Source organism: Corynebacterium sp. AOP36-E1-14, assembly GCF_052377495.1.
Classification (GTDB): Bacteria; Actinomycetota; Actinomycetes; order Mycobacteriales; family Mycobacteriaceae; genus Corynebacterium.
This window is the reverse complement of the sequence record NZ_JBQSWV010000001.1, coordinates 56,487-80,361: the sequence shown is the minus strand read 5'-3', so window position 1 is coordinate 80,361 and position 23,875 is coordinate 56,487. Positions and strand designations below refer to the sequence as shown.

21 protein-coding genes are annotated in these 23,875 nt (G+C 69.9%); 15 read left to right on the top strand and 6 right to left on the bottom strand.

Features of this window, described 5'->3' with window-relative positions:
• Nucleotides 1-38: 38 nt before the first annotated feature.
• Entirely contained in the window at nucleotides 39-1,235 is a 1,197-nt protein-coding gene (gene manA / locus ACT3TD_RS00330; RefSeq protein WP_441578787.1) for a mannose-6-phosphate isomerase, class I, read from the top strand.
• A 69-nt stretch (nucleotides 1,236-1,304) separates the two neighbouring features.
• On the opposite strand, the gene ACT3TD_RS00325 is transcribed toward manA, so the two are convergent.
• On the bottom strand, nucleotides 1,305-2,222 hold the full coding sequence (locus ACT3TD_RS00325) for a hypothetical protein (protein ID WP_441578764.1): 918 nt from the start codon (nucleotides 2,220-2,222) through the stop codon (nucleotides 1,305-1,307).
• A gap of 382 nt (nucleotides 2,223-2,604) precedes the next feature.
• Between ACT3TD_RS00325 and ACT3TD_RS00320 the strand changes: the two genes are divergently transcribed.
• The 9 genes from ACT3TD_RS00320 to secA all read left to right on the top strand — a co-directional run bounded on the left by ACT3TD_RS00320 (nucleotide 2,605) and on the right by secA (nucleotide 14,431).
• Entirely contained in the window at nucleotides 2,605-2,994 is a 390-nt protein-coding gene (locus ACT3TD_RS00320; RefSeq protein WP_301444231.1) for a DUF4259 domain-containing protein, read from the top strand.
• A 144-nt stretch (nucleotides 2,995-3,138) separates the two neighbouring features.
• Nucleotides 3,139-4,647, top strand: a complete 1,509-nt coding sequence (ahcY, locus tag ACT3TD_RS00315) for an adenosylhomocysteinase (protein WP_441578763.1) — start codon at nucleotides 3,139-3,141, stop codon at nucleotides 4,645-4,647.
• 14 nt (nucleotides 4,648-4,661) lie between these two features.
• The gene (locus tag ACT3TD_RS00310) at nucleotides 4,662-5,342 is read left to right on the top strand and encodes a dTMP kinase (RefSeq protein WP_441578762.1); all 681 of its coding nucleotides are present in this window, start codon (nucleotides 4,662-4,664) and stop codon (nucleotides 5,340-5,342) included.
• A gap of 61 nt (nucleotides 5,343-5,403) precedes the next feature.
• Complete coding sequence (mtrA, locus tag ACT3TD_RS00305; RefSeq protein WP_444614731.1) at nucleotides 5,404-6,078, top strand: MtrAB system response regulator MtrA; 675 nt, start codon at nucleotides 5,404-5,406, stop codon at nucleotides 6,076-6,078.
• Between the two features lie 336 nt (nucleotides 6,079-6,414).
• On the top strand, nucleotides 6,415-8,286 hold the full coding sequence (mtrB, locus tag ACT3TD_RS00300; protein WP_444614748.1) for an MtrAB system histidine kinase MtrB: 1,872 nt from the start codon (nucleotides 6,415-6,417) through the stop codon (nucleotides 8,284-8,286).
• Nucleotides 8,273-10,012, top strand: a complete 1,740-nt coding sequence (gene lpqB / locus ACT3TD_RS00295) for an MtrAB system accessory lipoprotein LpqB (RefSeq protein ID WP_444614730.1) — start codon at nucleotides 8,273-8,275, stop codon at nucleotides 10,010-10,012. Before mtrB ends, lpqB begins: the two co-directional genes overlap by 14 nt.
• Before the next feature lie 7 nt (nucleotides 10,013-10,019).
• Entirely contained in the window at nucleotides 10,020-10,724 is a 705-nt protein-coding gene (locus ACT3TD_RS00290) for a ComF family protein (RefSeq protein WP_444614729.1), read from the top strand.
• A 170-nt stretch (nucleotides 10,725-10,894) separates the two neighbouring features.
• The gene (gene hpf / locus ACT3TD_RS00285; RefSeq protein WP_301444048.1) at nucleotides 10,895-11,569 is read left to right on the top strand and encodes a ribosome hibernation-promoting factor, HPF/YfiA family; all 675 of its coding nucleotides are present in this window, start codon (nucleotides 10,895-10,897) and stop codon (nucleotides 11,567-11,569) included.
• A gap of 234 nt (nucleotides 11,570-11,803) precedes the next feature.
• Nucleotides 11,804-14,431 (top strand): preprotein translocase subunit SecA, encoded by a 2,628-nt coding sequence (gene secA / locus ACT3TD_RS00280; protein WP_444614728.1) that lies wholly within the window; start codon nucleotides 11,804-11,806, stop codon nucleotides 14,429-14,431.
• A gap of 10 nt (nucleotides 14,432-14,441) precedes the next feature.
• Here the strand turns inward: secA and ACT3TD_RS00275 are convergent, their stop codons facing one another.
• The gene (locus ACT3TD_RS00275; protein ID WP_441579240.1) at nucleotides 14,442-14,978 is read right to left on the bottom strand and encodes an Rv3235 family protein; all 537 of its coding nucleotides are present in this window, start codon (nucleotides 14,976-14,978) and stop codon (nucleotides 14,442-14,444) included.
• Nucleotides 14,979-15,018: 40 nt separating this feature from the next.
• Here ACT3TD_RS00275 and ACT3TD_RS00270 point away from each other — a divergent pair, with 40 nt between their 5' ends.
• Complete coding sequence (locus ACT3TD_RS00270; RefSeq protein WP_444614727.1) at nucleotides 15,019-15,429, top strand: HAD family hydrolase; 411 nt, start codon at nucleotides 15,019-15,021, stop codon at nucleotides 15,427-15,429.
• 1 nt (nucleotide 15,430) lies between these two features.
• A complete protein-coding gene (locus ACT3TD_RS00265; RefSeq protein ID WP_301443950.1) occupies nucleotides 15,431-15,937 on the top strand; it encodes a DUF6912 family protein in 507 nt (168 codons plus the stop codon).
• Between the two features lie 105 nt (nucleotides 15,938-16,042).
• Here ACT3TD_RS00265 and katG read toward each other — a convergent pair whose 3' ends face one another.
• Nucleotides 16,043-18,322 carry a catalase/peroxidase HPI gene (katG, locus tag ACT3TD_RS00260; RefSeq protein WP_444637931.1) on the bottom strand — a complete coding sequence of 760 codons (2,280 nt, stop codon included), beginning with the start codon at nucleotides 18,320-18,322 and terminating at the stop codon, nucleotides 16,043-16,045.
• Entirely contained in the window at nucleotides 18,315-18,818 is a 504-nt protein-coding gene (locus ACT3TD_RS00255) for a Fur family transcriptional regulator (RefSeq protein WP_301443432.1), read from the bottom strand. Before ACT3TD_RS00255 ends, katG begins: the two co-directional genes overlap by 8 nt.
• A gap of 165 nt (nucleotides 18,819-18,983) precedes the next feature.
• On the opposite strand from ACT3TD_RS00255, the gene ACT3TD_RS00250 reads away from it, so the two are divergent.
• Nucleotides 18,984-20,132, top strand: a complete 1,149-nt coding sequence (locus ACT3TD_RS00250; RefSeq protein ID WP_441579238.1) for an FAD-dependent monooxygenase — start codon at nucleotides 18,984-18,986, stop codon at nucleotides 20,130-20,132.
• 12 nt (nucleotides 20,133-20,144) lie between these two features.
• Here the strand turns inward: ACT3TD_RS00250 and rsgA are convergent, their stop codons facing one another.
• Both rsgA and aroA read right to left on the bottom strand, forming a co-directional pair.
• Entirely contained in the window at nucleotides 20,145-21,179 is a 1,035-nt protein-coding gene (gene rsgA / locus ACT3TD_RS00245; RefSeq protein WP_301443430.1) for a ribosome small subunit-dependent GTPase A, read from the bottom strand.
• Nucleotides 21,180-21,187: 8 nt separating this feature from the next.
• Nucleotides 21,188-22,480, bottom strand: a complete 1,293-nt coding sequence (gene aroA / locus ACT3TD_RS00240; RefSeq protein WP_441579237.1) for a 3-phosphoshikimate 1-carboxyvinyltransferase — start codon at nucleotides 22,478-22,480, stop codon at nucleotides 21,188-21,190.
• A 50-nt stretch (nucleotides 22,481-22,530) separates the two neighbouring features.
• Between aroA and ACT3TD_RS00235 the strand changes: the two genes are divergently transcribed.
• Nucleotides 22,531-23,181 (top strand): SOS response-associated peptidase, encoded by a 651-nt coding sequence (locus tag ACT3TD_RS00235; protein WP_444614725.1) that lies wholly within the window; start codon nucleotides 22,531-22,533, stop codon nucleotides 23,179-23,181.
• 64 nt (nucleotides 23,182-23,245) lie between these two features.
• A complete protein-coding gene (locus tag ACT3TD_RS00230) occupies nucleotides 23,246-23,860 on the top strand; it encodes a sigma-70 family RNA polymerase sigma factor (protein WP_441579235.1) in 615 nt (204 codons plus the stop codon).
• Nucleotides 23,861-23,875: the final 15 nt, after the last annotated feature.

The window sequence follows — 23,875 nt, the reverse complement described above, 5'->3', positions numbered from 1 at the left end:
AGGTCCTCGACGGCACGTCCACGTCCGGCGTCGCCCTGATGGAGGGCAGCCTGCGTAACTACGCCTGGGGTTCGAGGACCGCGCTCGCCGAGCTCACGGGACGGCCGTCCCCGAGCCCGCACCCGGAGGCGGAGCTCTGGTACGGCGCCCACCCCGAGGCGCCCAGCGCGCTCCCGGGTGCGCGTCCGGGGGAGAGCGCCGACCTGCTGCAGCGCATCTCCGCAGACCCCGACTCTGAGCTGGGGGACAGCGCGACGGGCGGACGCCTGCCGTTCCTGCTCAAGTTGCTCGCAGCCGACCAGGCGCTGAGCCTGCAGGCGCACCCCACGCTGGACCAGGCACGGGAAGGCTACGCCCGGGAGAACGAGGCTGGCCTGCCGCTCGGTTCGCCGAGCCGCAACTACAAGGACGACAACCACAAGCCCGAGCTGCTCGTCGGCCTGACCCGCTTCGAGGCGCTCGCCGGTTTCCGTCCGGTGGAGCGCACCCGCGCGCTGCTGGCCGCCCTGGGCGTGCCCGAGCTGGACCGCTACACCGACCTGCTCAGCGGCGTCGCTGGCGACGCGGAGGGGCTGCGCGCCCTGGTGACCACGTGGATCTCGTTGCCGCCGCAGCGGCGGCTGGAGCTGATCGACGCGGTGCTCGACGCCTGCCGTCGACTCATCGCCGCCGTCGACGAGGGGACGGCCGAGGCGTGGATGGCGGGCCCGGCGCAGGCCGCCCTGGACCTGTCGGAGCAGCACCCGGGCGACGCGGGCATCCTCGTGTCGTTGCTGCTCAACCATGTGGTCCTGGAACCGGGGCAGGCGTTGTTCCTGGCAGCCGGCAACCTGCACGCCTACCTGAAGGGCACCGGCGTGGAGGTCATGGCGAACTCCAACAACGTGCTTCGCGGTGGGCTGACCACCAAGCACGTGGACGTGCCGGAGCTGATGAAGGTCGTGGACTTCTCCGCGACCCCGGACCCGGTGCAGCGCCCCCGGGAGGACGGGACGTTCATCGTGCCGGTGCCGGAGTTCCGCCTGCGGGCGGTGGACGGTTCCACGGTGGACGTTCAGGGGCCGTCGATCGTCCTGGCCACCGAGGGCTCGGTGGAGGTCGGTGGCGCCGACGGGCGGGGAGTGGTGCTCGCTGCTGGTCAGGCGGCGTGGGTGCCGGCCTCGTCGTCGGATGTCACGGCGCGGCCGGTGGCCTCCGGTGACTCCGGCCAGTTCTTCGTGGCTTCGGTCGGCTGACACCGCAGACATACGCAGCGCGGCCCGGTCCTCGAAGGGCCGGGCCGCGCTGTTTTCTCGGCGTTTGTCTTAGGGGGTGGGGCCGGTGGTGTCGGTGACCGAGTCGGACTGGTCGGTGTCGCCACCGGTGGTGTCCCCGGTCTCCTCGTCGTCGTTGTCGTCGCCGGCGCCCTCGTTCGTGGGGGAGACGGAGCTCTCCCCGGAGTTGTCTGGCGCGGTCGTCCCCGAAGGCTCAGACGGCTCTGACGGCTCTGACGGTGCGGGAGTTTCAGTGGACTCCGAGGGCTCGCCGGTGTCGGTGGACTCGGAGGGCTCGCCGGTGGTGGACCCGTCGGTCTCCCCGGGGATGTCCGGCAGGTTGCTGAGCGACGGCAGGAGGTCGGTCAGCGAGGGCAGCTGCGAGACACCGCCGTCGTCCGTGGGCGTCTCCTCACCTGCGTTGTCGCCGGTGTCCCCGGAGTCGTCCAGGTCGTCAGTTCCCCCGGCGTCTCCGGAGTTGCCGCTGTCGCCGGAGTCGTCGGTACCGCCGTCGTCCGGGGTGGCGCGGGGCGTCACGAACTCGTCGCCGCTCCAGGCGTTCGGCGGTGCGTACCGGTCCGCGGTCAGCGGGGTGGCGAGGTCGGCGCGTGAGTCACCGGCGGGGTCGTCCTCGCCGCGCCCGTAGTCCGGCAGGTCGGTCTCCGACGTGCCGGAGTTCCCCGTGGTCGGGGCGGAGGGGGAGGTGGACGACGACAGGTTGTCGCCGGCGGCGGCCTCCTCGACGGCGGCGCGGTCGTCGTCGTGACCCGGGGACACGTTCTGCCAGGTGACGACGGCGAGGATCGCGGCGGCGGCCAGGCCGGCGACGACGAAGGATCCCAGGATGCGGTTGGCGCGCGAGGCCCGCGCGGCTTCGTCACGCAGCAGAGACTCGTGGTGTTCGGTGGTCCCGCCGTCGGTGGCCGAGGCTTCCTCGTCCTGTCGTTCGGGTTCGAGCTCGTAGTCCACGGTGTCCCTCCTTCCGTCCGGGGTCGTCGTCCGTGGCGTGATGGCGTGGCACTGGAATGTCACGGTTAGATCACAATCTGCCGTAACCCTATCATCCGTATCTAACGCCATGAAAGACCCGAACGTTACCTAACTTCACGGGAACCTGTGTTTGTCGTGGGGTTTTGATGGGCGTCTCCGCGAGAATCGCCGGTCGTTCGCCGCTTTTCCTGGATCGTGACGTCGAGACGAAATCGTGATTTTTCGGCCGAGCGCCCGTGAAATCGGACCCACGGGCACCGCCCGCGCCGACCGCGCGGGGAGGCGGGTGGTCCGTCTGTCGCGACCGGACGCCGCCGACTACGCTCGGTGGCAGGACACGACCACGAGAGGGAAATGAGACATGAGCACCTGGGACGAGACCGTCTTCGCCGACGACACGAACACCGAGTTCCTCGCTGACTGCGACGACCTGGAGGGGGAGGCGCTTGCCGAGGGTCTGAGGGACGCCTGTGCCCTCGCGCTGGACACGGACGCCGGCGGAGCCGCCGGCCGGGGGGTGGACCCCGACTACATCAACGGACTGTGCGCGGCGACCGTGGCCGCCATCTGGTCGGGGGCGCCGTTTACCTCGGCCACCGTCGCCGACGAGCACCCTTTCATCCGTGAGGGCATCGGGCAGTGCCCGGACGACCTCCAGGAGGTCGCCCTCGAGGTGCTGGACCGCGAACTGGAGTCCGCGGGCGATGAGGCGCCGGACGGTCTGGAGACCGTCGTCGAAGCACTCAGCTGACACCGGGCCGGCGACCGGGCCAGCAGACCCCTCCGTGCGCCGGGCACGGCCTGCGGGGGATAGGGTTGACCGGAGGTAGCCCGGCAACTTCCACCATCCAGTACACCCCAGTACATTCCTGACGTTTCGAGGAGCAATCACCCCATGGCAGACTTCGTCGCACCGACCGTCGACACCCACGACGGCACCGGCGCCAACGGCACCCCGCTCCAGTTCAAGGTCCGGGACCTCTCCCTCGCGGAGGCGGGTCGTCACCAGATCCGCCTCGCCGAGTACGAGATGCCCGGCCTGATGGAGCTGCGTCGCGAGTACGGCGAGGAGCAGCCCCTGGCGGGCGCCCGCATCGCCGGCTCGATCCACATGACGGTGCAGACCGCCGTGCTCATCGAGACTCTCACCGCCCTCGGCGCCGAGGTCCGGTGGGCGTCTTGCAACATCTTCTCCACGCAGGACGAGGCGGCCGCCGCCGTGGTCGTCGGCGCCGGCACCCCGGAGGACCCGCAGGGCGTCCCGGTGTTCGCGTGGAAGGGTGAGACCCTCGACGAGTACTGGTGGTGCCTGGAGCAGATCTTCTCCTGGGGCGACGTGCGCCCCAACATGATCCTCGACGACGGTGGCGACGCCACCATGGCCGTCATCACCGGCAGCGAGTTCGAGGGCAACGGCATCGTGCCGGAGCCCACCGACGAGGACTCCGACGAGTACCAGGCCTTCCTGGGCATGCTCGCCCGCGTCTTCGGCGAGGACGACTCCCGCTGGAGCGAGGCCGCGAAGTCCGTCAAGGGCGTCACCGAGGAGACCACCACCGGTGTGCACCGTCTCTACCACTTCGCCGAGCAGGGCACCCTGCCGTTCCCGGCGATGAACGTCAACGACGCGGTCACCAAGTCCAAGTTCGACAACCGCTACGGCACCCGCCACAGCCTGCTGGACGGCATCAACCGTGCCACCGACATGCTCGTCGGCGGCAAGGCCGTGCTCGTCTGCGGCTACGGTGACGTGGGCAAGGGCGTCGCCGAGGCGTTCAAGGGCCAGGGTGCCCGGGTGAAGGTCACCGAGGCCGACCCGATCAACGCCCTGCAGGCACTGATGGACGGCTTCCCGGTGGTCACCGTGGACGACGCGATCGGCGAGGCCGACATCGTCATCACCTCCACCGGCAACCTGGGCATCATCACCTTCGAGCAGATGCGCAAGATGAAGAACCACGCCCTGCTCGGCAACATCGGCCACTTCGACAACGAGATCGACATGGCCTCGCTGCTGCACCGTACGGACGTCAGCCGCACCACCATCAAGCCCCAGGTGGACGAGTTCACCTTCCCGCGTACCGACGCCGCCGACGCAGAGGTCGTCAGCATCGTGGTGCTCTCCGAGGGACGCCTGCTCAACCTGGGCAACGCCACCGGCCACCCGAGCTTCGTGATGTCGAACTCCTTCGCCGACCAGACCATCGCCCAGATCGAGCTGTTCGTCGACGGCGACCGCTACGACAACGAGGTCTACCGTCTGCCGAAGATCCTGGACGAGAAGGTCGCCCGCATCCACGTCGAGGCCCTCGGCGGTCAGCTCACGAAGCTGACCAAGGAGCAGGCCGAGTACATCGGCGTGGACGTCGAGGGTCCGTTCAAGCCCGAGCACTACCGCTACTAGAGGGGACCGCCACCGTGATCATCGCGTTCGAGGGCATCGACGGCGCAGGTAAGAACACCTGCGTCACCGCCCTGGAGGCTGAGCTGCTCTCCCGGGAGATCCCGGTGGCGAAGCTGGCCTTCCCCCGCTACGAGCAGTCCGTCCACGCGCAGCTGGCGTCCGCCGCCCTGCACGGCGGCATGGGTGACCTCGTCGACTCCGTCCACGGCATGGCGACGCTGTTCGCCCTCGACCGGGCGGAGGTCGCCGGGGAGCTCGCGGACTTCGACGACGAGGGCTATGTGGTGCTGCTGGACCGTTACGTGGCGTCCAACGCTGCCTACTCCGCCGCCCGCCTGGGGGTGGTGGAGGCCGACGTCGTGGACAGTGAGGTCGTGGCCTGGGTCGACGAGCTGGAGTTCGACGGGCTGGGTGCGCCGGTGCCGGACGTGCAGATCCTGGTCGACGTGCCCGACGAGGTGGCCTCCGGGCGTGTCGCCGGGCGTGCCGAGCAGGACGCCGACCGTGCCGCCGACGCCTATGAACGCGACGGTGACCTGCAGTCGCGCACGCTGGCGGCCTACCGCGCGCTGGCGGCGGCGCAGTGGCGCTCGCCCTGGTGGACGCTGGACAACTCCGGCGACCCCGCGGACCTGCAGCAGGCCGTCAGTGACCTGGTGGACGGTCTCGTCGAGGACCCCTCCACCGACGGCTAGGAGCGCGTTGAGGGGGGAGGACCTGCTACCAACCAGGATGGTTTGTGACAGACTGATCCCCATGGCAGAGAAAGTTCTCGTCGTCGACGACGACCCCGCAATCTCGGAGATGCTGACCATCGTCCTGCAGGGCGAGGGTTTCGACACGGTCGTCGTCGGGGACGGGCCGCAGGCCGTGGAGGCCGCGGAGAACGAGCACCCCGACCTCATCCTGCTCGACCTCATGCTCCCGGGCATGAGCGGCATCGACGTGTGCCGCGCGGTGCGGGAGTTCTCGGCGGTGCCGATCGTGATGCTCACCGCGAAGACCGACACGGTGGACGTCGTCCTGGGCCTGGAGACCGGCGCGGACGACTACGTCCCCAAGCCGTTCAAGCCCAAGGAGCTGGTCGCCCGGGTGCGCGCGCGGTTGCGCCGCACCCCGGAGGAGGTCCCGGAGTCGGTGAAGGTCGCCGACCTCACCATCGACTTCGGCGGCCACCAGGTGATCCGTCGCGGTAAGCCGATCTCGTTGACCCCGATCGAGTTCGAGCTGCTGACCACCCTGGCCTCCCGGCCGCGCCAGGTCTTCGCCCGCGAGGAGCTGCTGGAGCGGGTGTGGGGCTACCGCAAGTCCAACGACACCCGCCTGGTCAACGTGCACATCCAGCGGTTGCGCTCGAAGGTGGAGAAGGACCCGGACAACCCGACGATCATCCAGACCGTCCGCGGGGTCGGTTACAAGACCGGGGAGTAGGACACCGGACCCATGGCACGTAAGTCACGGGACAGCGCCCGGAACCCGCAGGACGCCGAGAGCGCCCTGGACGCTCAGGTCGGCGAGACGGTGCCGGACGCCCTGGACGCCCAGCCCGGCCAGCCCGGCCAGTCCGGCCAGTCCGGCGAGGCCGGCGACGGCGCCGCCGACGGCGCGACCGAGGCCGGCCGCCTGGGTCGCGACGTCCTGCCCGTCGCGAAGGACGGGGACGGACGCCGCGGCCGCGGCCGCTCCGACCGCCAGGGCGGCGACGGTGAGGCCGACCCGCGTCGTGCGCCTCGCGGCGAGCTCGGCGACATCGGCGTGGTCGAGGCGATGCGCATCTTCCTGCGCCGCCCGGTGCAGTTCGCCCGCAAGTTCTCCGAGAAGCTAGCCCAGCGCTGGCGCACCTCCATCCAGCTGCGGGTGATCGGCAGTGTCTTCGCCTCGTCGTTGCTGGTGATCATGGCGTTGGGTTTCGTGCTGACCAGTTTCGTCGGCCAGCAGCTGCTGGACGCCAAGTACAACGCCGCCACCGACGAGATCGACCGGGCCCGCAGCATCGTCGAGGAGCAGATCCGCAACACCGACTCGGCGTCGTCGCCGCAGTTGAGGATCAACAACGCCCGCGCCGCGCTGAGTGACCGCACCGCGGACTCGGAGCAGGGCTCCACCGGCACGGTCTACGAGCCGGTGATCATCGCCTCGGACCTGACCGGCGGGGACATCTCCAGCCCGGAGGTCAACCCGGTGCCGGAGAGCCTGCGTGACTTCGTGCGTCAGGGGCAGGTCTCGGTGCAGTACACCACCGTGGACGGTTCCGGCGGCTCCTTCAAGGCCCTGGTCATCGGGTCCCCGGTGGAGTCGGACATCCAGGGCCTGGAGCTGTACCTGGTGATGCCGCTGGACAACGAGGAGTCCACCATGGCGCTGATGCGCGGGCTCCTGCTCGCCGGTGCCGTGGTGCTCATGGTGCTGCTCGTGGTCATCGCCTGGGTGTTCTCCCAGCAGCTCACGGTGCCGGTGCGCACCGCCTCGCGCATCGCCGAGCGTTTCGCCGCCGGCCACATGCGTGAGCGTATGGCGGTCGACGGGCAGGACGAGGTGGCGCGTCTGGCGATCAGCTTCAACGAGATGGCGGAGAACCTGTCGTACCAGATCCGCCAGCTCGAGGAGTTCGGTTCGCTGCAGCAGCAGTTCACCTCGGACGTCTCACACGAGCTGCGCACCCCGTTGACCACGGTGCGTATGGCCGCGGACCTGATCCACGCGAACTCGGAGGACCTCGACCCGGTGACCCGGCGGGCCTCGGAGCTGATGAACGCCGAACTGGACCGGTTCGAGATGCTGCTCGGTGACCTGCTGGAGATCTCCCGGCACGACGCCGGTGTGGCGAACCTGTCGCGTGAGCTCATCGACGTCCGTGGCGTGGTGAAGTCCACGATGGGGCAGCTGCGTGCCCTGGCCGAGGAGGTCGGCAGCGAGATCCAGCTGGACCTGCCGGACGAGCCGGTGATGGAGGAGGTCGACTCCCGACGGGTCGAACGTATCCTGCGTAACCTGCTGGCCAACGCCATCGACCACAGCGAGGGACGTCCGGTGCGTGTCACGATGCGGGTCGGTGCGGAGTCGTTGGCGGTGACGGTGGTGGACCACGGGATGGGGCTGAAGCCCGGCGAGGCGGACCTGGTGTTCAACCGGTTCTGGCGCTCCGACCCCTCGCGTGAGCGCAAGACCGGCGGTACCGGCCTGGGGCTGGCGATCGCGAAGGAGGACGCCCAGCTGAACGGCGGACGCCTGGAGGCGACCGGCGAGCTGGGTGTGGGTGCCTGCTTCCGGCTGACCTTGCCGCGCCGTCCCGGCCAGGAGGTCCGCACCTCGCCGCTGCCGCTGGAGGTCACCGAGATGGTGGTGACGGACGTTGCCGCAGAGGCCGGAGAAGCCGGGGTCGTGGACGTGGCGTCCGACGCTGCTCCCGGCGCGGCTCCCGAGGTGGAGCAGGAGGAACCGGCCCCGGCGGACCGTTTCGACTCGGTCGACGTGACGGCGGGCTCGGTGGGGTCCTCGGACGTGGACCTCAGCGCCTTCGAGGGGCTGACCGAGGAGGAGCTTCGTACGGCCCTGCAGGAGGCGGAGGACATGGACTCGGCGTTCGGCCCCGACGGTGAGGAGTCAGGTGATGACGGTGAAGACGATGCGAAGAACTGACGCGGTGCGCCAGGTGGTGGCGCTGCTGGGCACGGCGGCGTTGGCCGGCGGGCTGGTGGCGTGCACGACGTTGCCGGGGGAGTCGACACCGGAGGCGGTGTCGTCCTACGTCTCGGCGCCGGACGCCAGCAACCTGCCCACCCCCTCGGAGGAGCAGCCGCCGGACCTGCTGCTGCGGGACTTCTACCTCGCCTCGACCTACCAGGCGAACAACCGGCAGGCGGCCAAGGAGTTCCTCACGGCCTCCGCGGCGGACGGCTGGGAGGACAGCACCTCCACGCTGATCCTCGACCGCCTGGACCTCAACGCCACCGGCGGGGTCTCCGGCGACGAGGTGACCTACGTGGTGCGGGGCACCGTGGTCGGGCGGCTGGGTTCCGGCGGCGTGTACCAGCCGGAGAACAGCCCGTACGAGGAGGAGGTGACGCTGGAGCGCGGCGACACCGGTTGGCGGCTCTCCGACCTGCCGGACGGGGTGGTGCTGGACCGCAGCGACTTCGTCGGCGCGTACCAGGCCCACGACCTCTACTACCTCGACCCCACGAAGCGTTTCCTGGTCCCGGACCGGCGGTGGATCTACAACCGTCAGGAGAACATCGGCTTCTCCCTGGTGTCCCTGCTGGCCGGCGGGCCGCGCAACCAGCTGCAGAACGCCGTGGAGACGGCGTTCCCCTCGGGTAACGGTATCCAGGCCGCCGTGGAGGAGGACGGGACGTTCACCGTGGACGTCACCGGCATCACGGACCTCTCCGTCGACGACCGGGAGGTCCTCGCCGCCCAGCTGGTCTGGACGCTGGCGAAGTCCGACGTGCGCGGTCCGTACCGGATCCTCGCCGACGGTATGTCGATCACCGACGACGGCCGGGAGGAGTGGACGCTGTCCGACGTCTCGGACTTCGACCCGGAGGCGACGGTCGACGAGCCGCTGCGCGCCCTGCGCGACGGCGCCCTGGTGGAGGTCGACGGCGACTCCGGTGAGACGTTGCCGGGGTGGACGTCCTCCGGCGAGCTGGAGTCCGCGGCGACGTGCCGGACGGACGGACGCATCGCGGCGGTCAGCGGCCGCGGCGACGGTGAGCGCTCGCTGCTCGTCGGCGACGTGGGCGGCGACCCGGTCACGGTGATGTCCGCGCGCTCGCTGTCGCGTCCGTCGTGGAGCGGCGACTCGCAGAGTCTCTACGTGGTCGCCGACGGCCGCCGCGTCCACCGGCTGGTGCCCAGCGGCTCGGGCATCCAGATGGACGAGTCCACGGTGGACACCTCCTCACTGGACGCCCTCGACATCAACGACCCGCGCATCAGCGTGTTCACCGTCTCGCGTGACGGGACCCGGACGGCGATGCTGATCAACGGCCGTCTGTTCGTCGCCGTGCTGCAGCACGACGAGGACGGGGAGATCGTGCTCGGCACGCCGATGGAGGTCGGTCAGCGCGTCGGCGACACCGCCCTGTCGGTGGACTGGCGCGAGGACGGGACGCTGCTGGTCGGCACCCGCGCCAACGACGCCCCGGTGTGGGTCGTCACCGTCGACGGGTCCGAGGCGACGCCGTTGTCGAGCCGGAACATCACCGCGCCGGTCGTGGCGGTGGGGTCGGCCGGACGCATCCAGTACATCCTGGACTCGCGGGCGATGCTGCAGCTCGACGTCGGGGACTCCGAGGCCAGGTTCTGGCGCGAGGTGCCGGCGCTGCAGGGTGCCCGCGCCGTCCCGGTCCTGACGAAGTAGGGGGCGTATGGGGGAACTGCTGGGGGAGCTCACCGGCCTGGTGTGGCGGGAGGACTGCCTGGCCTGCGGCAGGGCGGGGACGCCCCGGGCGGTGGCCGGGGTGGCGTTGTGCCGGGTCTGCGCGCTGCAGTTGCGCGGTGAGCCGACGCGGGTGGCGGACACGGCCTCGCCGCCGGTCTTCGCCGCAGGCCCCTACGGTGGGGCGTACCGCGGGGTCGTCCTGGCGGCCAAGGAGCACCTGCGCCCGGAGGCGGTGCAGGTGGCGGGTGCGGTGCTCGCCGGCACCGTCCGGCACCTGGTCGCACGGGGGCTGGTCACCGATCCACGTCTCGCGCCGGTGGTGCTGCTGCCGGCACCGACGACGCGCCGGGCGGCGCGTGACCGCGGCGGGTGCGTCGTCGAACGGTCCGCCGTCGTCGCCGCACGCGACCTGGGCGGGGGGACCCACGTCGTGGCCACGGCGACGCTGGCGTCCGGCACCCGCGACTCGGTGGGGCTGGGACGTGGTGAGCGGCAGGCGAACATCGCGTCCAACCTGCACATCGACGACGTCGCCGTGCGGCGCGCGGGGCGTCTGCTCAGGACACCCGGGGCGGTCGCGTGCATCGTCGACGACGTCACGACCACCGGGGCAACGGTGGCACGTTTCGCCACCGCGCTGGCCGCCCGCGGGGTGGTTCCCGCGGTGGCGGTGGTGCTTGCGCAGGCGTGAGGTGGGGGTGTCCCCGTAGCTGTCCAGCCGCTGCCCCCGTAGCTGCCCCCACGGCCCACCGCGAGCCCCGGATCGTCGGTACTATCGGGAGGGAAGATGTCGCCAGGAATGTGCTCGGTGGACAATCCGGTTCACCGGTGGCAGGCGGCTCGGAGACCGGGAGGATGAGTATGACCGTCCAGAACCAGCAGGACATCACGGCAGAGGGTGCTGCTCCGGAGGCACAGGTGGAGATCACCGGCCGTAACGTGGAGATCCCTGAGCACTTCGCCGAGCGGGTGAACGCCAAGCTCGCCAAGGTGGAACGGCTCGACCCGACTCTCACGTACTTCCATGTGGAGCTCCAGCACGAGCGCAACCCGCGTCGTACCGACGAGTCCGACCGCATCCAGATCACCGCCTCCGGCAAGGGCCACATCGCCCGTGCGGAGGCGAAGGAGGACTCGTTCTACGCCGCGTTGGACGCCGCCATCGCCAAGATGGAGAGGTCCCTGCGCAAGGTCAAGGCCCGCCGCAAGATCGCCCGGTCCGGCCACCGTGCACCGGTCTCCGTGGGCGAGGCGACGGCGGACCTGGTCCAGGAGGCGGAGCGCGAGGCCGCCACCAACCCGGGCCAGTTCGACGAGGACCCGTACGCCGAGCAGTTCCAGCCCGGTCGGGTCGTGCGTGAGAAGGAGCACCCTGCCACCCCGATCAGCGTGGACGACGCGCTCAGCGAGATGGAGCTCGTGGGACACGACTTCTACCTCTTCGTCAACGAGGAGACGGGTCGTCCGTCGGTGGTCTACCGTCGTCGGGCCTACGACTACGGTCTGATCGCCCTCAGTGACGGGCCGCAGGAGTAGCGGGACGTCCTACGCGGCGGGCACCGTCGGGGTGGTTCTCCACCCCGGCGGTGCCCGCCGTCGTTCGTCCCCGTGACCGGGGCGCCGGACGGGAGCACTGTGCAAGACAGGGTGTCGGAGGTAGACTGAAAGACTGATCTCGCAGGGTGCGTCACCGCGCCCGGGCAAAAATGCCGTGCGAGTGCCTCAGGCAAGACCCCACAGGTGCAACACAAGGTAAGGGACGAGCAGCACGTGCTAGGACTTTCGAAGATTCTCCGCCTCGGTGAAGGCCGCGCCGTCAAGCGACTGTCCGCGGTCGCCGACCAGGTCATCGCCAAGGAGGACGAGTACGCCGCCCTCACGGACGAGGAACTGCAGGGTAAGACCGCTGAGTTCCGCGCCCGGCTCGAGAAGGGTGAGAGCCTCGACGACATCCTGCTGGATGCCTTCGCCACCGCGCGCGAGGCGTCCTGGCGGGTGCTGGGCCAGAAGCACTTCAAGGTCCAGGTCATGGGTGGTGCGGCCCTGCACTGGGGCTACGTCGCCGAGATGAAGACCGGTGAGGGCAAGACCCTGACCTGTGTCCTCCCCGCCTACCTCAACGGGCTGTCCGGCAAGGGCGTGCACGTGGTCACCGTGAACGACTACCTCGCCCGTCGTGACTCGGAGTGGATGGGCCGTGTCCACCGGTTCCTCGGCCTGGACACCGACGTGATCCTGTCGGGCAAGCGTCCGACGGACCGTCGCAAGGCCTACGCCGCGGACGTCACCTACGGCACGAACAACGAGTTCGGCTTCGACTACCTGCGCGACAACATGGCGCACTCGCTGGACGACCTGGTGCAGCGTGGCCACAACTACGCCATCGTGGACGAGGTCGACTCGATCCTCATCGACGAGGCACGTACCCCGCTGATCATCTCCGGTCCGGTGTCGGGTTCCTCGCAGTGGTTCACCGCCTTCGCCCGGATCGTGCCGAAGATGACGCTGGACATCCACTACGAGGTCGACCCGAAGAAGAAGACCGTGGGCGTCAAGGAGGAGGGTGTGGAGTTCGTCGAGGACCAGCTCGGCATCGACAACCTCTACTCCCCGGAACACTCGCAGCTGGTCAGCTACCTGAACAACGCCATCAAGGCCAAGGAGCTGTTCACCCGCGACAAGGACTACATCGTGCGTAAGGGTGAGGTCGTCATCGTCGACGAGTTCACCGGCCGCATCCTCGACGGCCGCCGGTACAACGAGGGCATGCACCAGGCCATCGAGGCGAAGGAGGGTGTGGAGATCAAGAACGAGAACCAGACCCTGGCCACGGTGACCCTGCAGAACTACTTCCGCCTGTACGACAAGCTGGCCGGCATGACCGGTACGGCCGAGACCGAGGCCGCGGAGCTGAAGTCGATCTACAAGCTGGACGTGGCGGCGATCCCCACGAACAAGCCCAACCAGCGTCACGACAACATCGACCTGGTGTACAAGACGCAGGAGGCGAAGTTCGAGGCCGTGGCCGACGACATCGCCGAGCGTGTCGAGAAGGGCCAGCCGGTGCTGGTCGGCACCACCTCGGTGGAGCGTTCGGAGTACCTGTCGAAGCTGCTGCAGGCCCGGCACATCCGCCACAACGTGCTCAACGCCAAGCAGCACGAGAAGGAGGCGGAGTTCGTCGCCCAGGCGGGTCGGCTCAAGGCCGTGACCGTGGCGACGAACATGGCCGGTCGTGGTACCGACATCGTGCTCGGCGGTAACCCGGACATCATCTGCGACCTCACCCTGCGTGAGCGCGGTCTGGACCCGGTCGAGGACCCGGAGGCCTACCAGGAGGCCTGGGACGAGGAGATCGTCAAGGCCCGTGCCAAGTCGAAGGAGGAGGCCGAGAAGGTCTCCGAGGTCGGCGGTCTTTACGTGCTGGCCACCGAGCGCCACGAGTCGCGTCGTATCGACAACCAGCTGCGTGGCCGTTCGGCCCGCCAGGGTGACCCGGGCGAGACCCGGTTCTACCTGTCGATGCGCGACGACCTGATGACCCGCTTCGTGGGCCAGACCATGGAGAACCTCATGACCCGGCTGAACGTGCCGGACGACATGCCGATCGACTCGAAGATGGTCACCAACGCCATCAAGGGCGCGCAGTCGCAGGTGGAGAACTCCAACTTCGAGATGCGCAAGAACGTCCTGAAGTACGACGAGGTCCTCAACGAGCAGCGCAAGGTCATCTACCGTGAGCGCCGCCAGATCCTGGAGGGCGAGGACATCGCCTCCAACGTGCGCACCATGATGGACGACACCCTCGCCGCCTACGTCGACGGCGCGACCGCCGAGGGCTACGTGGAGGACTGGGACCTCGACGAGCTGTGGACCGCGCTGGACTCCCTCTACGGTCCGTCGGTGACCTCCACCGAGCTGATCGACGGCACGGAGTACGGTTCGGCCGGCGAGCTCACCGCCTCGCAGCTGCTGCGCGCACTGCAGGAGGACGCCCACAAGCTGTACGACGAGCTGGAGGCGTCCGTCACCTCCGTCGGCGGCGACGAGCAGATGCGCGGCATGGAACGCGGCGTGGTGCTCAACGTGGTGGACCAGAAGTGGCGCGAGCACCTCTACGAGATGGACTACCTCAAGGAGGGCATCGGGCTGCGCGCCATGGCCCAGCGCGACCCGCTGGTCGAGTACCAGCGCGAGGGCGGCGACATGTTCGGCCGGATGAACGACGGCATCAAGGAGGAGACGATCCGTCAGCTCTTCCTGGTGCGCAAGCAGCTCAAGTCCAAGGAGCCGGAGCAGGCCGAGGGACCGTTGAACGTGGACGACCCGGCCGACACCCGCACCTCCCAGGAGCAGGAGCAGCAGAAGTCGGTGCCGAAGACCATCATCGGCGGCTAGTTCCTCAGGGTCAGACCATCGTGACGGTCTCGACGCGCCACCTGCCCTCGTAGCGGGCCAGGTGGCCGACGACGGCGCGCACCCGTTCGTGGTGCAGGACGCTGGCGGTGAAGGTGAGGCGCTCGGGGTGCGTCGGGGGAAGGTGCACGCTCAGCACACGTGAGGGCACGGCGGGGGAGGACGGTGCACCGGACGCCCCAGACACCCGTGCCGCAGCGGGGAGTGCCTGGCGCATCCTCCCCCGCAGGTCCTCGGTGACCCGCGGGGAGAACGGTCCCTTACGTAGCGCGGAGACCGGTCGGCGACCGTCGACGACCTCGAGCCAGACGCCCACGAGCATGGCGACCCGTGCGTTGACGGCGGAACCGGGACGCCGCGACGCGGCGTCCTGCACCGGTGCCGCCTCAGACGCCGGTGCGTCCTGCGTGACCGGCACCGCGTGACGGCCCGGACGGCGCAGATACACCAACCCGGGCACGGGGACGTAGGCCCTCCTGCCGTGTGTCGGCGGTGTCGTCGCGTCGGTGTTCCCCGGTAGAGCCCCCATGCTCGACGATGATAGCGCCCGGCGTGGCACAATGTGAGGTATGCGAGCATTGATTGTGGACTACTGTGGCGTCCTCGACGGAGCGGAGGAGGACCGCCGCCGGTGGCGGAAGGTCCTCACCGCGGCCAAGGACGCGGGTTTCGGAACGGCGATCCTCTCCAACGACCCCGGTGGCCCCTGTGCGGACCCGATCCGCACGTGGCAGGAGGCCGGTTACGTCGACACCGTCGTGCTGTCCGGTGAGGTCGGCGTGGACAAGCCCGACCCGGAGATCTTCATGATCACCGCCGACCGTCTCGAGGTCGACGTCAGCGACTGCATCCTCGTCGACGACTCGATCCTCAACGTCAAGGGCGCGGTGGAGTCCGGTCTGATCGGTGTGTACTACCAGCAGTTCGACCGGGCGATCGTGGAGATCTCCGGGCTGCTCGGACTGGAAGGGACCTACTAGGATGCGCGTCTTCATCCCCGCGACCTTCGACATGCTCGGCGGCCTCGCCCGCGACGGGCAGATGCCCGTGCGCTCCGGCGTCGCCTTCGCCCTGACCCCGGCCCTGCGCGAGTACTACACCGCCGGCGACGACGAGGAGATGTCCTACGCGGCGTTCCTGGAGGCCGCCCGCGCCTCCCTGCGTCTGCTCGGCATCGGCGACGAGGAGCGTTTCCCGCACCGTCGCGTCGTTGTCTCGGTCGACCTGGAGGACGCCGCGGCGTCCCCGGAGCCGGACAAGGGTGAGTCCGTGGTCCGGTTGGACCCGTCACTGGTGTCGGTGGAGCAGCTCGCCGCCATCCACGTCGACGACGAGGGCAATGAGCCGGCGACGGCCGCGGCCATCGAGATCGTCGACGCCGCCGACCTGGGTGACGAGGACGCAGAGATCACCCTCGGCGACTGCGAGGACAACCTGATGAGCTGGTACGACGCCCGCGAGCTCGGGGTCCTCGTCGACCTGATGTAGCGCCTGTCTCGCCCCTGGCGCACGGGGAAGGCCCGCCCTTCCGGAATTTTCCGGAACGGACGGGCCTTCTTTCGTTTGTCTCGTCTGTCTCTAACTCAGGTCGGACTAGCGGTGCAGGTCGAAGCGGTCGGCCTCGGTGACCTTCGTCCAGGCGGCGACGAAGTCCTTGACGAACTTCTCCTTCGCGTCGTCGCTGGCGTAGACCTCGGCCTGGGCGCGCAGCTCGGAGTTCGAGGCGAACACCAGGTCGGCGCGGGTGCCGGTCCACTTCTGCTCGCCCGTGGAGGCGTCGGTGCAGGCGAAGACGGTGGAGTCGGCGTCGGTGGCGACCCAGTCGTTGCCCAGCTTCAGCAGGTTGACGAAGAAGTCGGTGCTGAGCACGCCGGGACGGTCGGTGAGCACACCGTGGTCGGTGTCACCGAAGGTCGCACCGAGGACGCGCAGGCCACCGACGAGGGCGGTCATCTGCGGGGCGGTCAGGCCCAGCAGGTCGGCCTTGTCGACGAGCAGGTGCTCGGCGGGGATGTCCAGGTCGGCGCTCTGGTAGTTGCGGAAACCGTCGGCCAGGGGCTCCAGGAAGCTGAAGTTGTGCTCGTCGGTCTGCTCCTGCGAGGCGTCGACGCGGCCCGCGTGGAAGGGCACGGTGATCTCCGCACCGGCGTCCGCGGCGGCCTTCTCGACGGCGGCGTTGCCGGCGAGCACGATCAGGTCGGCCAGGGACAGGTGGCGCGGGGCGTTGGCCTCGTTGAAGTCCTTCTGGATCTTCTCCGGGGCCTCCAGGACACCGGCGAGCTGACGGGGCTCGTTGGCCTCCCAGCTGCGCTGCGGCTCCAGGCGGATGCGGGCACCGTTGACGCCGCCACGGAAGTCCGTGCCACGGAAGGTGGACGCGGCGGCCCAGGTGGTCTTCACCAGCTGGGAGACGCTGAGTCCGGAGTCCAGCACGCTCTTCTTGATCGCCTCGGCGTCGGAGGAGGTGATGGCCTCACCCTCGGCCTCGGGCAGCGGGTCCTGCCAGATGAGGTCCTCGGAGGGGACCTCCGGGCCGATGTAGCGGGACTTCGGGCCCATGTCGCGGTGGGTCAGCTTGAACCAGGCGCGGGCGAAGGCGTCGCTGAGCGCGGCCTGGTCGTCCTTGAACTTGCGGGAGACCTTCTCGTAGGCCGGGTCGACGCGCAGCGCGATGTCGGTGGTGAGCATGCGCGGCTCGCGGCGACCGTCGGAGTGCGCCATGGGGACCATGTCGGCTCCGCCGCCGTCGATGGGGCGCCAGTGGTAGTGGCCGCCCTCGCCCTCGGTGAGCTCCCACTCGTAGGCGAACAGGATGTGGAAGAACTCGTTGTCCCAGCGGGTCGGGTGGTAGGTCCAGGTGACCTCCAGGCCGGAGGTGATCTGGTCGTCGCCCTTGCCGGAGCCGTTGTGGTTCTCCCAGCCCAGGCCCTGACGCTCCAGCGGAGCCTCCTCGGGGTCGGCGCCGACGTTCTCCTCGTTGTCGGGGGCGGCACCGTGGGTCTTGCCGAAGGTGTGGCCGCCGGCGATGAGCGCCACGGTCTCCTCGTCGTCCATGCCCATGCGGCCGAAGGTGTCGCGGATGTCGTGTGCCGCGGCGGCCGGGTCCGGGTGGCCCTCGGGACCCTCCGGGTTCACGTAGATCAGGCCCATGGTGGTGGCGCCGAAGGGCTTCTGCAGCTTACGGGTGGTCTCGTTGGTGCCGCCGTAGCGGGCGTTGGTGCCCAGCCAGTCGGTCTCGGAGCCCCAGTAGACGTCCTCCGGCTCCCACACGTCCTCGCGGCCACCGCTGTAGCCGAAGGTCTCGAAGCCCATGGACTCCAGGGCGACGTTGCCGGCGAGGATCATCAGGTCGGCCCAGGAGAGGTTCTGGCCGTACTTCTTCTTCACGGGCCACAGCACGCGGCGGGCCTTGTCCAGGCCCACGTTGTCCGGCCAGCTGTTCAGGGGTGCGAAGCGCTGCTGACCGGCGCCGCCACCGCCGCGTCCGTCGTGGGAGCGGTAGGTGCCGGCGGAGTGCCAGGCCATGCGGATGATCAGCGGACCGTAGTGCCCGAAGTCGGCGGGCCACCAGTCCTCGGAGGTGGTCAGGACGTGCTCGATGTCCTTCTTCACCTCGGGGAGGTCGAGCTGCTTGAACGCCTCGGCGTAGTCGAAGCCGGCGTCGGTGGGCCGGACCTCCTGCGGGTTGTGGGCCAGCAGGCGCACGTTGAGGCGCTTGGGCCACCAGCTCTGGTTGGCGTTGCCCTCGGTGGGGAGCGGCAGACGGGCGCCGTCGGCCTCGTTACGCTCGGCCTGGGCCTCCTGCGGGGCGTGCCCGCCCTGTGGGTCCTGTCCGCCGTGGGCGACGGGGCAACCGGAAATCGGGTCAGTCATCGGTCTTCTCCTGAGTGTGGATCGGGGAGTGGGTGTTCTCGTTGTGGGTGTTCTCGGGGTCGTTCGTGCGGGCGCAGTCCATGCAGATGGCCCGGAAGGTGACCTCCGCCGACAGCACGGTGTGCATCCCGTGGCCTTCGGCGGGGGTCAGGCAGGGCGCGTGGCCGACGACGCACTCGACGTCCTCGAGCCGTCCGCACACGACGCACTGCATGTGGTGGTGGTTGTCCTCCAGGTTGGTCTCGTAGCGTGCGCCGCCCGAGCCGGGCAGGTCGATGCGACGCAGGAGACCGCGTGCGCTCAGATCGTTGACGACGTTGTGGACCGACTGCATGGAGATCGAGGGGAGCTCCGTGCGGATGCCGGCGTGCACCTGGGCCGCCGTGCTGTGCGGGTGCTGCCGCAGGTACTGCAGGGAGGCGATCCGGCCCGGGGTCGCCCGGAGGCCCAGTTGTCTCACCTGCTCTGCCCAGGGTGCTGTCGTGTCTGTGCGCATGCCGCCACGCTACCGCTAATTTTGAGACTTCACAACTTTGAATAAACAAAAATAGCGGGGCATAGCCGCCGGTGCTGGCCACGGGCCTGTCACCGCCGGCCGGGATAAAATAGGGGGTTGCGGCCAGCGGAGGTCGCCGAGACCACGAATGCGCAGGAGGCTGCGATGCTACGCAAGCACGGTAAGTACGCGGACACAGGGGCGATGCAGGCCAGGGAGGCGCTGAAGATCGTCGTCGTCGGCGGATCCCTGGCCGGTCTGATGACCGGGATCTCCCTGGCACGCCAGGGCCACCACGTGACGATGCTGGAGCGGGCCGACAGGATCCGCCCCTCCGGCGCGTCCCTGCTGGTCAGGGAGGACGACCTCAGGTCGATCCTCGGGCCGGAGCAGGCGCGTGCCGCCGTGCGGATGGCGGGCCCGGTCGACGCACGCGCCCACGGTGAGGTCCCGGCCACCTGGCAGGGCCTCTACGAGGGACTCTGCCAGGTGGCCGAGGGTCTGCCGACCATGGACATGCACCACCGCACCCGTGCGGTGGAGGTCGGCCAGGAGGGCGAACGGGCGTGGGCCCGCGCCGACGACGGCGAGACCTACACCGGCGACCTGCTCGTCGGCGCCGACGGCTACCGGAGCCTGGTGCGCGCCTCCGTGGCGCCCGACCGTCCGGACGCCGAGTTCGCCGGCTACGTGCTCTGGCTCGGCGTGGCCAAGGAGAGCGACCTGGACTACACGGGCCCGTGGCCGGGCGGGCTCGACATCCGCGACAGCGGCGACAACCTGCTGCTGGGCTACCCGCTGGCGAGCCCCGAGGGGTCCACCGAGCCGGGGGAGCGGCGCCTGGGCTGGGGCTGGTACGACAACTCGCGCAACCACGTGCTCCGCGAGACCGGCGCCGTGCGCGGCAACGTCACCCACCACACCCTGCGTGGGCACGACGTCGACCAGCACGTGCTCGCCGACCTCGTCCGCGAGGCCGGTCTGCGCTGGCCGCACCCGTGGCGTGCCGCGATCGAGGACTGCCTCTCGCGCACCGACTTCCTCGGCACCCCCATCAACGAGTACGTGCCGGACCGTCTGCGCAACGGACGGATGGTGATCCTCGGCGACGCCGCCCACGTGCCCACGCCGATGACCGGCCGTGGGTTCGCCACGTCCCTGGACGACGCCGCGGCGCTGGCCCGCCACATGGCCGACGCCACCGCCGCCACGCTGCCGGACACCCTGGCGTCCTACGAGAGCGAGCGGCTCGCCCCGGCCCAGGAGCTCGTGCTGTCCGGGCAGATGTTCAGCAGGTCCTTCGGCCGGCCGTAGGAGGTCGGCGAGTCACATCTCCCACTCGTTGTTGCTGCGCAGCGCGGTCAGCAGGGAGCGTACGGCGGCCACACGACGGGCGCTCGCGCCGGTCAGGGTGTCGAGCGCGCACTCGGGGTCGGCGGGCGGACCGGCGTGTGTGCAACCGCGCGGGCAGTCCTCGATGACCGCGCCGAGGTCCTCGAACACGCCGATGACCTGGTCGGGGTCAACGTGGGCCAGGCCGAAGCTGCGGATGCCGGGGGTGTCCACGATCCAGCCTGCGTCCCCGGCGTCCCCTGTGTCCCCGGGGATGCGCAGCGCCACGGACTGGGTCGAGGTGTGGCGTCCCTTGCCCACGCCGGAGACCACACCGGTCTCGCGGCGGGCGTCCGGCACGATCCGGTTGACCAGGGTGGACTTACCCACCCCGGAATGACCGATCAGGGCGGTGAGGTGCCCGGTGACCACGTCGAGCACCGGGTCCAGGGGGTCGTCGACCCCGCCCACGATGACCTCCACGTCCAGCGCCTCGAACTCGGCGGCGAAGGCCGTGGGGTCGGCCAGGTCCGTCTTGGTCAGGCACAGCACCGGACGCAGACCGCCGACGAAGGCGGCGATCAGCGCGCGTTCCACGAACCCGGAGCGCGGCGGCGGGTCCGCCACCGCGGTGACGATGAGCAGCTGGTCGGCGTTGGCCACCACGATGCGTTCATAGGGGTCGGTGTCGTCGGCGGTGCGCCGCAGCACCGTGGAGCGCTCCTCCAGCCGGACGATGCGGGCCAGCGTCCCGTCGCGTCCGGAGGTGTCGCCGACCACGGCGACCCGGTCGCCGACGACCACGGGGGTGCGTCCCAGCTCGCGGGCGCGCATGCAGATCGCCGGCGGGGTCTCCGGCGACGCCCCGTCGACGACGACCCCCCAGCGTCCCCGGTCACGGGTCACGACCATGCCGGTCTGCGCACCCTTGTGGTCGGGCCGGTCCTTCGTCCTCGGCCGGGTGCCCTTGCCGGGGCGCACGCGGATGTCGGACTCGTCGTAGTGGCGCCTGCCGCTGGAACGTGCCATCGTCGCGCTCAGCCCTCGACCATCTGCGTCCAGCGCAGGTCGAAGTCTGGCAGTGTCTTGGCGGTGGTGGCGATGTCCTCCACGAGCACGTCGTCGGTGACCAGGCCGAGCACCGCGCCGGCGGTGGCCATGCGGTGGTCGGCGTAGGTGTGCCACACCCCGCCGGTCAACGGCTGCGGGTCGATGACCAGGCCGTCGTCGGTCTGGGTGGCCCCGCAGCCCAGGGAGGACAGTTCGCGTTGCAGTGCGGCGAGCCGGTCGGTCTCGTGCCCGCGCAGGTGGGCGATGCCGTAGAGGTGGCTGCGGCCCTCCGCCAGCGCGCACAGTGCGGCGACGGTGGGGGTGAGCTCGCCGACGTCGTGCAGGTCCCAGCTGATGCCCTGCAGCGGCGTGTCCGCGTCGCCACGGACCTCCAGCACACCGGAGTGCGTGTGGTGCTCGACCTCCACGCCCATGTCCTGCAGGATCACCCGGAACTGGTCGCCGGGCTGGGAGGTCGTCGCCGGCCAGTCCGGGATGCGCACCGTGCCGCCGGTGACGGCCGCGGCGGCCAGGAACGGTGTGGCGTTGGACAGGTCGGGCTCCACCGCCCAGTGCCGTCCCGCCACCGGCCCGGGGTGCACCGTCCAGCGGTTGAACTCCGTGTCCACCCGCACCCCGGCCTCGCGCAGCATCTCCACGGTCATCTCCACGTGCGGCAGGCTTGGGATCGCCGTGCCGGTGTGCACCACCGTGACCCCCTCGTCGAACCGCGCCCCGGACAGCAGCAGCCCGGAGACGAACTGGGAGGACGCCGAGGCGTCGATCTCCACCACGCCGCCGCGCAGCCCGCCGTGTCCGGAGACGCGGAAGGGCAGGGGACGTGCCGGGTCGCCGGACCCGGTCACGTCCGCACCCAGCGCCACCAGGGACTCCAGCGTGGCGCCCATCGGACGCTTCTGCGCGGCGTCGTCGGCGGTGAACAGCACCTCGCCGTCGGCCAGGGCCGCCACCGGCGGCAGGAAACGCAGGACGGTGCCCGCCAGGCCGCACGCCAGTTCGGCGCCGTGCAGCCCGCCGGGGACGACGGTGAACGTGTCACCGTCGGCGGTGACCGAGGCACCCATCGCGCGCAGGGCGTCGGCCATCAGGTCGGTGTCCCTGCTGCGCAGGGCCCCGCCTATCACGCTGGGGGCGTCCGCCAGCGCGGCGAGGACGAGGGCGCGGTTGGTGATCGACTTCGACCCGGGGACGGACACGGTCGCGGACACGGGGGAGGAGGCCACGGGAGCAGGCCACAGTTCGGCGGTCATGGGCGCCATTATCCCACGCCGCGGGGCGCAGGTGGGTGAGCGGAGGTAGTTTCGGTGTCATGTGCGGACGTTACGTGATGTTCAGTACCACCGAGACCCTGCTGGAGACCACGTCCGGCCTGCTCGGCGAACAGGTCGGGTTGGTCGGCCCGGACGGTTTCCCGCCGCAGAGCTGGAACGTGGCACCCACCCACACCGTGGGGGTGGTGCGCCGCTACGCCGGTGCCGCCACACTCGGGCCGGCGACCTGGGGCTACCGGGCACCGTGGAAGAAGGGGCTGGTGCTGTTCAACGCCCGCGGGGAGAGCGTCTTCGACAAGTCCAGCTTCCGCGGCTCCGAGCCGTGCCTGTTCGTGATGGACGGCTGGTACGAGTGGAAGGACCGGCAGCCCCACTACGTGAGTGGCGACGCGCCGCTGCTCGTCGCCGGGCTGTGCCGTCCGGGCGGGGACGGGACGCTGGAGGCCACGATGGTGACCACGGCCTCCGCCGAGCCGGTCGCCTGGCTGCACGAGCGGATGCCCCGCGTGCTCGGCGCCGACGAGACCGCAGCCTGGCTCGACGGGGGCGACGGGGGCGACGACGAGCGGCGGGCACTGGCCGCCACCGTGGCGTCCGACGACGTCCGGGGCGTCCTGCGCACAGGCGCGGCCGACCGCGCCGTCGGCAACGTGGCGGCGAACGGGCCGGAACTCATCGCGCAGCACTAGAGTGGAGGGGAACAAGACGGACGCCGACGGCGTTGTGTCCGACAGGGTGAACGGGAAGGAGCCCATGAACAACCCAGTCAAGCGCACCGGAGACAGCGACGAGCAACTGCTCGCCCGCTTCGAGGAGGATGCGCTGCCACTGCTGGACCAGCTCTACGGTGCGGCGTTGCGGATGACCCGTAACCCCGCGGATGCCCAGGACCTGGTCCAGGACGCCTACATGAAGGCGTTCCAGGCGTTCGGTTCCTACCGGCCCGGCACCAACCTGAAGGCGTGGATGTACCGCATCCTCACCAACACCTACATCAACCAGTACCGCAAGACGCAGCGGCGCCCCAAGGAGACCTCCGACGAGGAGGTCACCGACTGGCAGCTGGCGGATTCGGCGTCCCACGACTCGACGGGCCTGCAGTCCGCCGAGATCGAGGCCCTGCGCCGCATCCCCGACAAGAGGATCCAGGACGCCCTGATGTCCCTGTCGGACGACTACCGCATGGTCGTGTACTACGCGGACGTCGAACAACTGCCGTACAAGGAGATCGCCGAGATCATGGACACCCCGATCGGCACGGTCATGAGCCGGCTGCACCGGGGTCGACGGCAGCTGCGCGCGAAACTCAAGGACGTCGCCGACGAGCACGGTATCGGTGCGGCGAAGCATCCGGCGGGCAAGAACTGAGGAGTGTGACGAAGA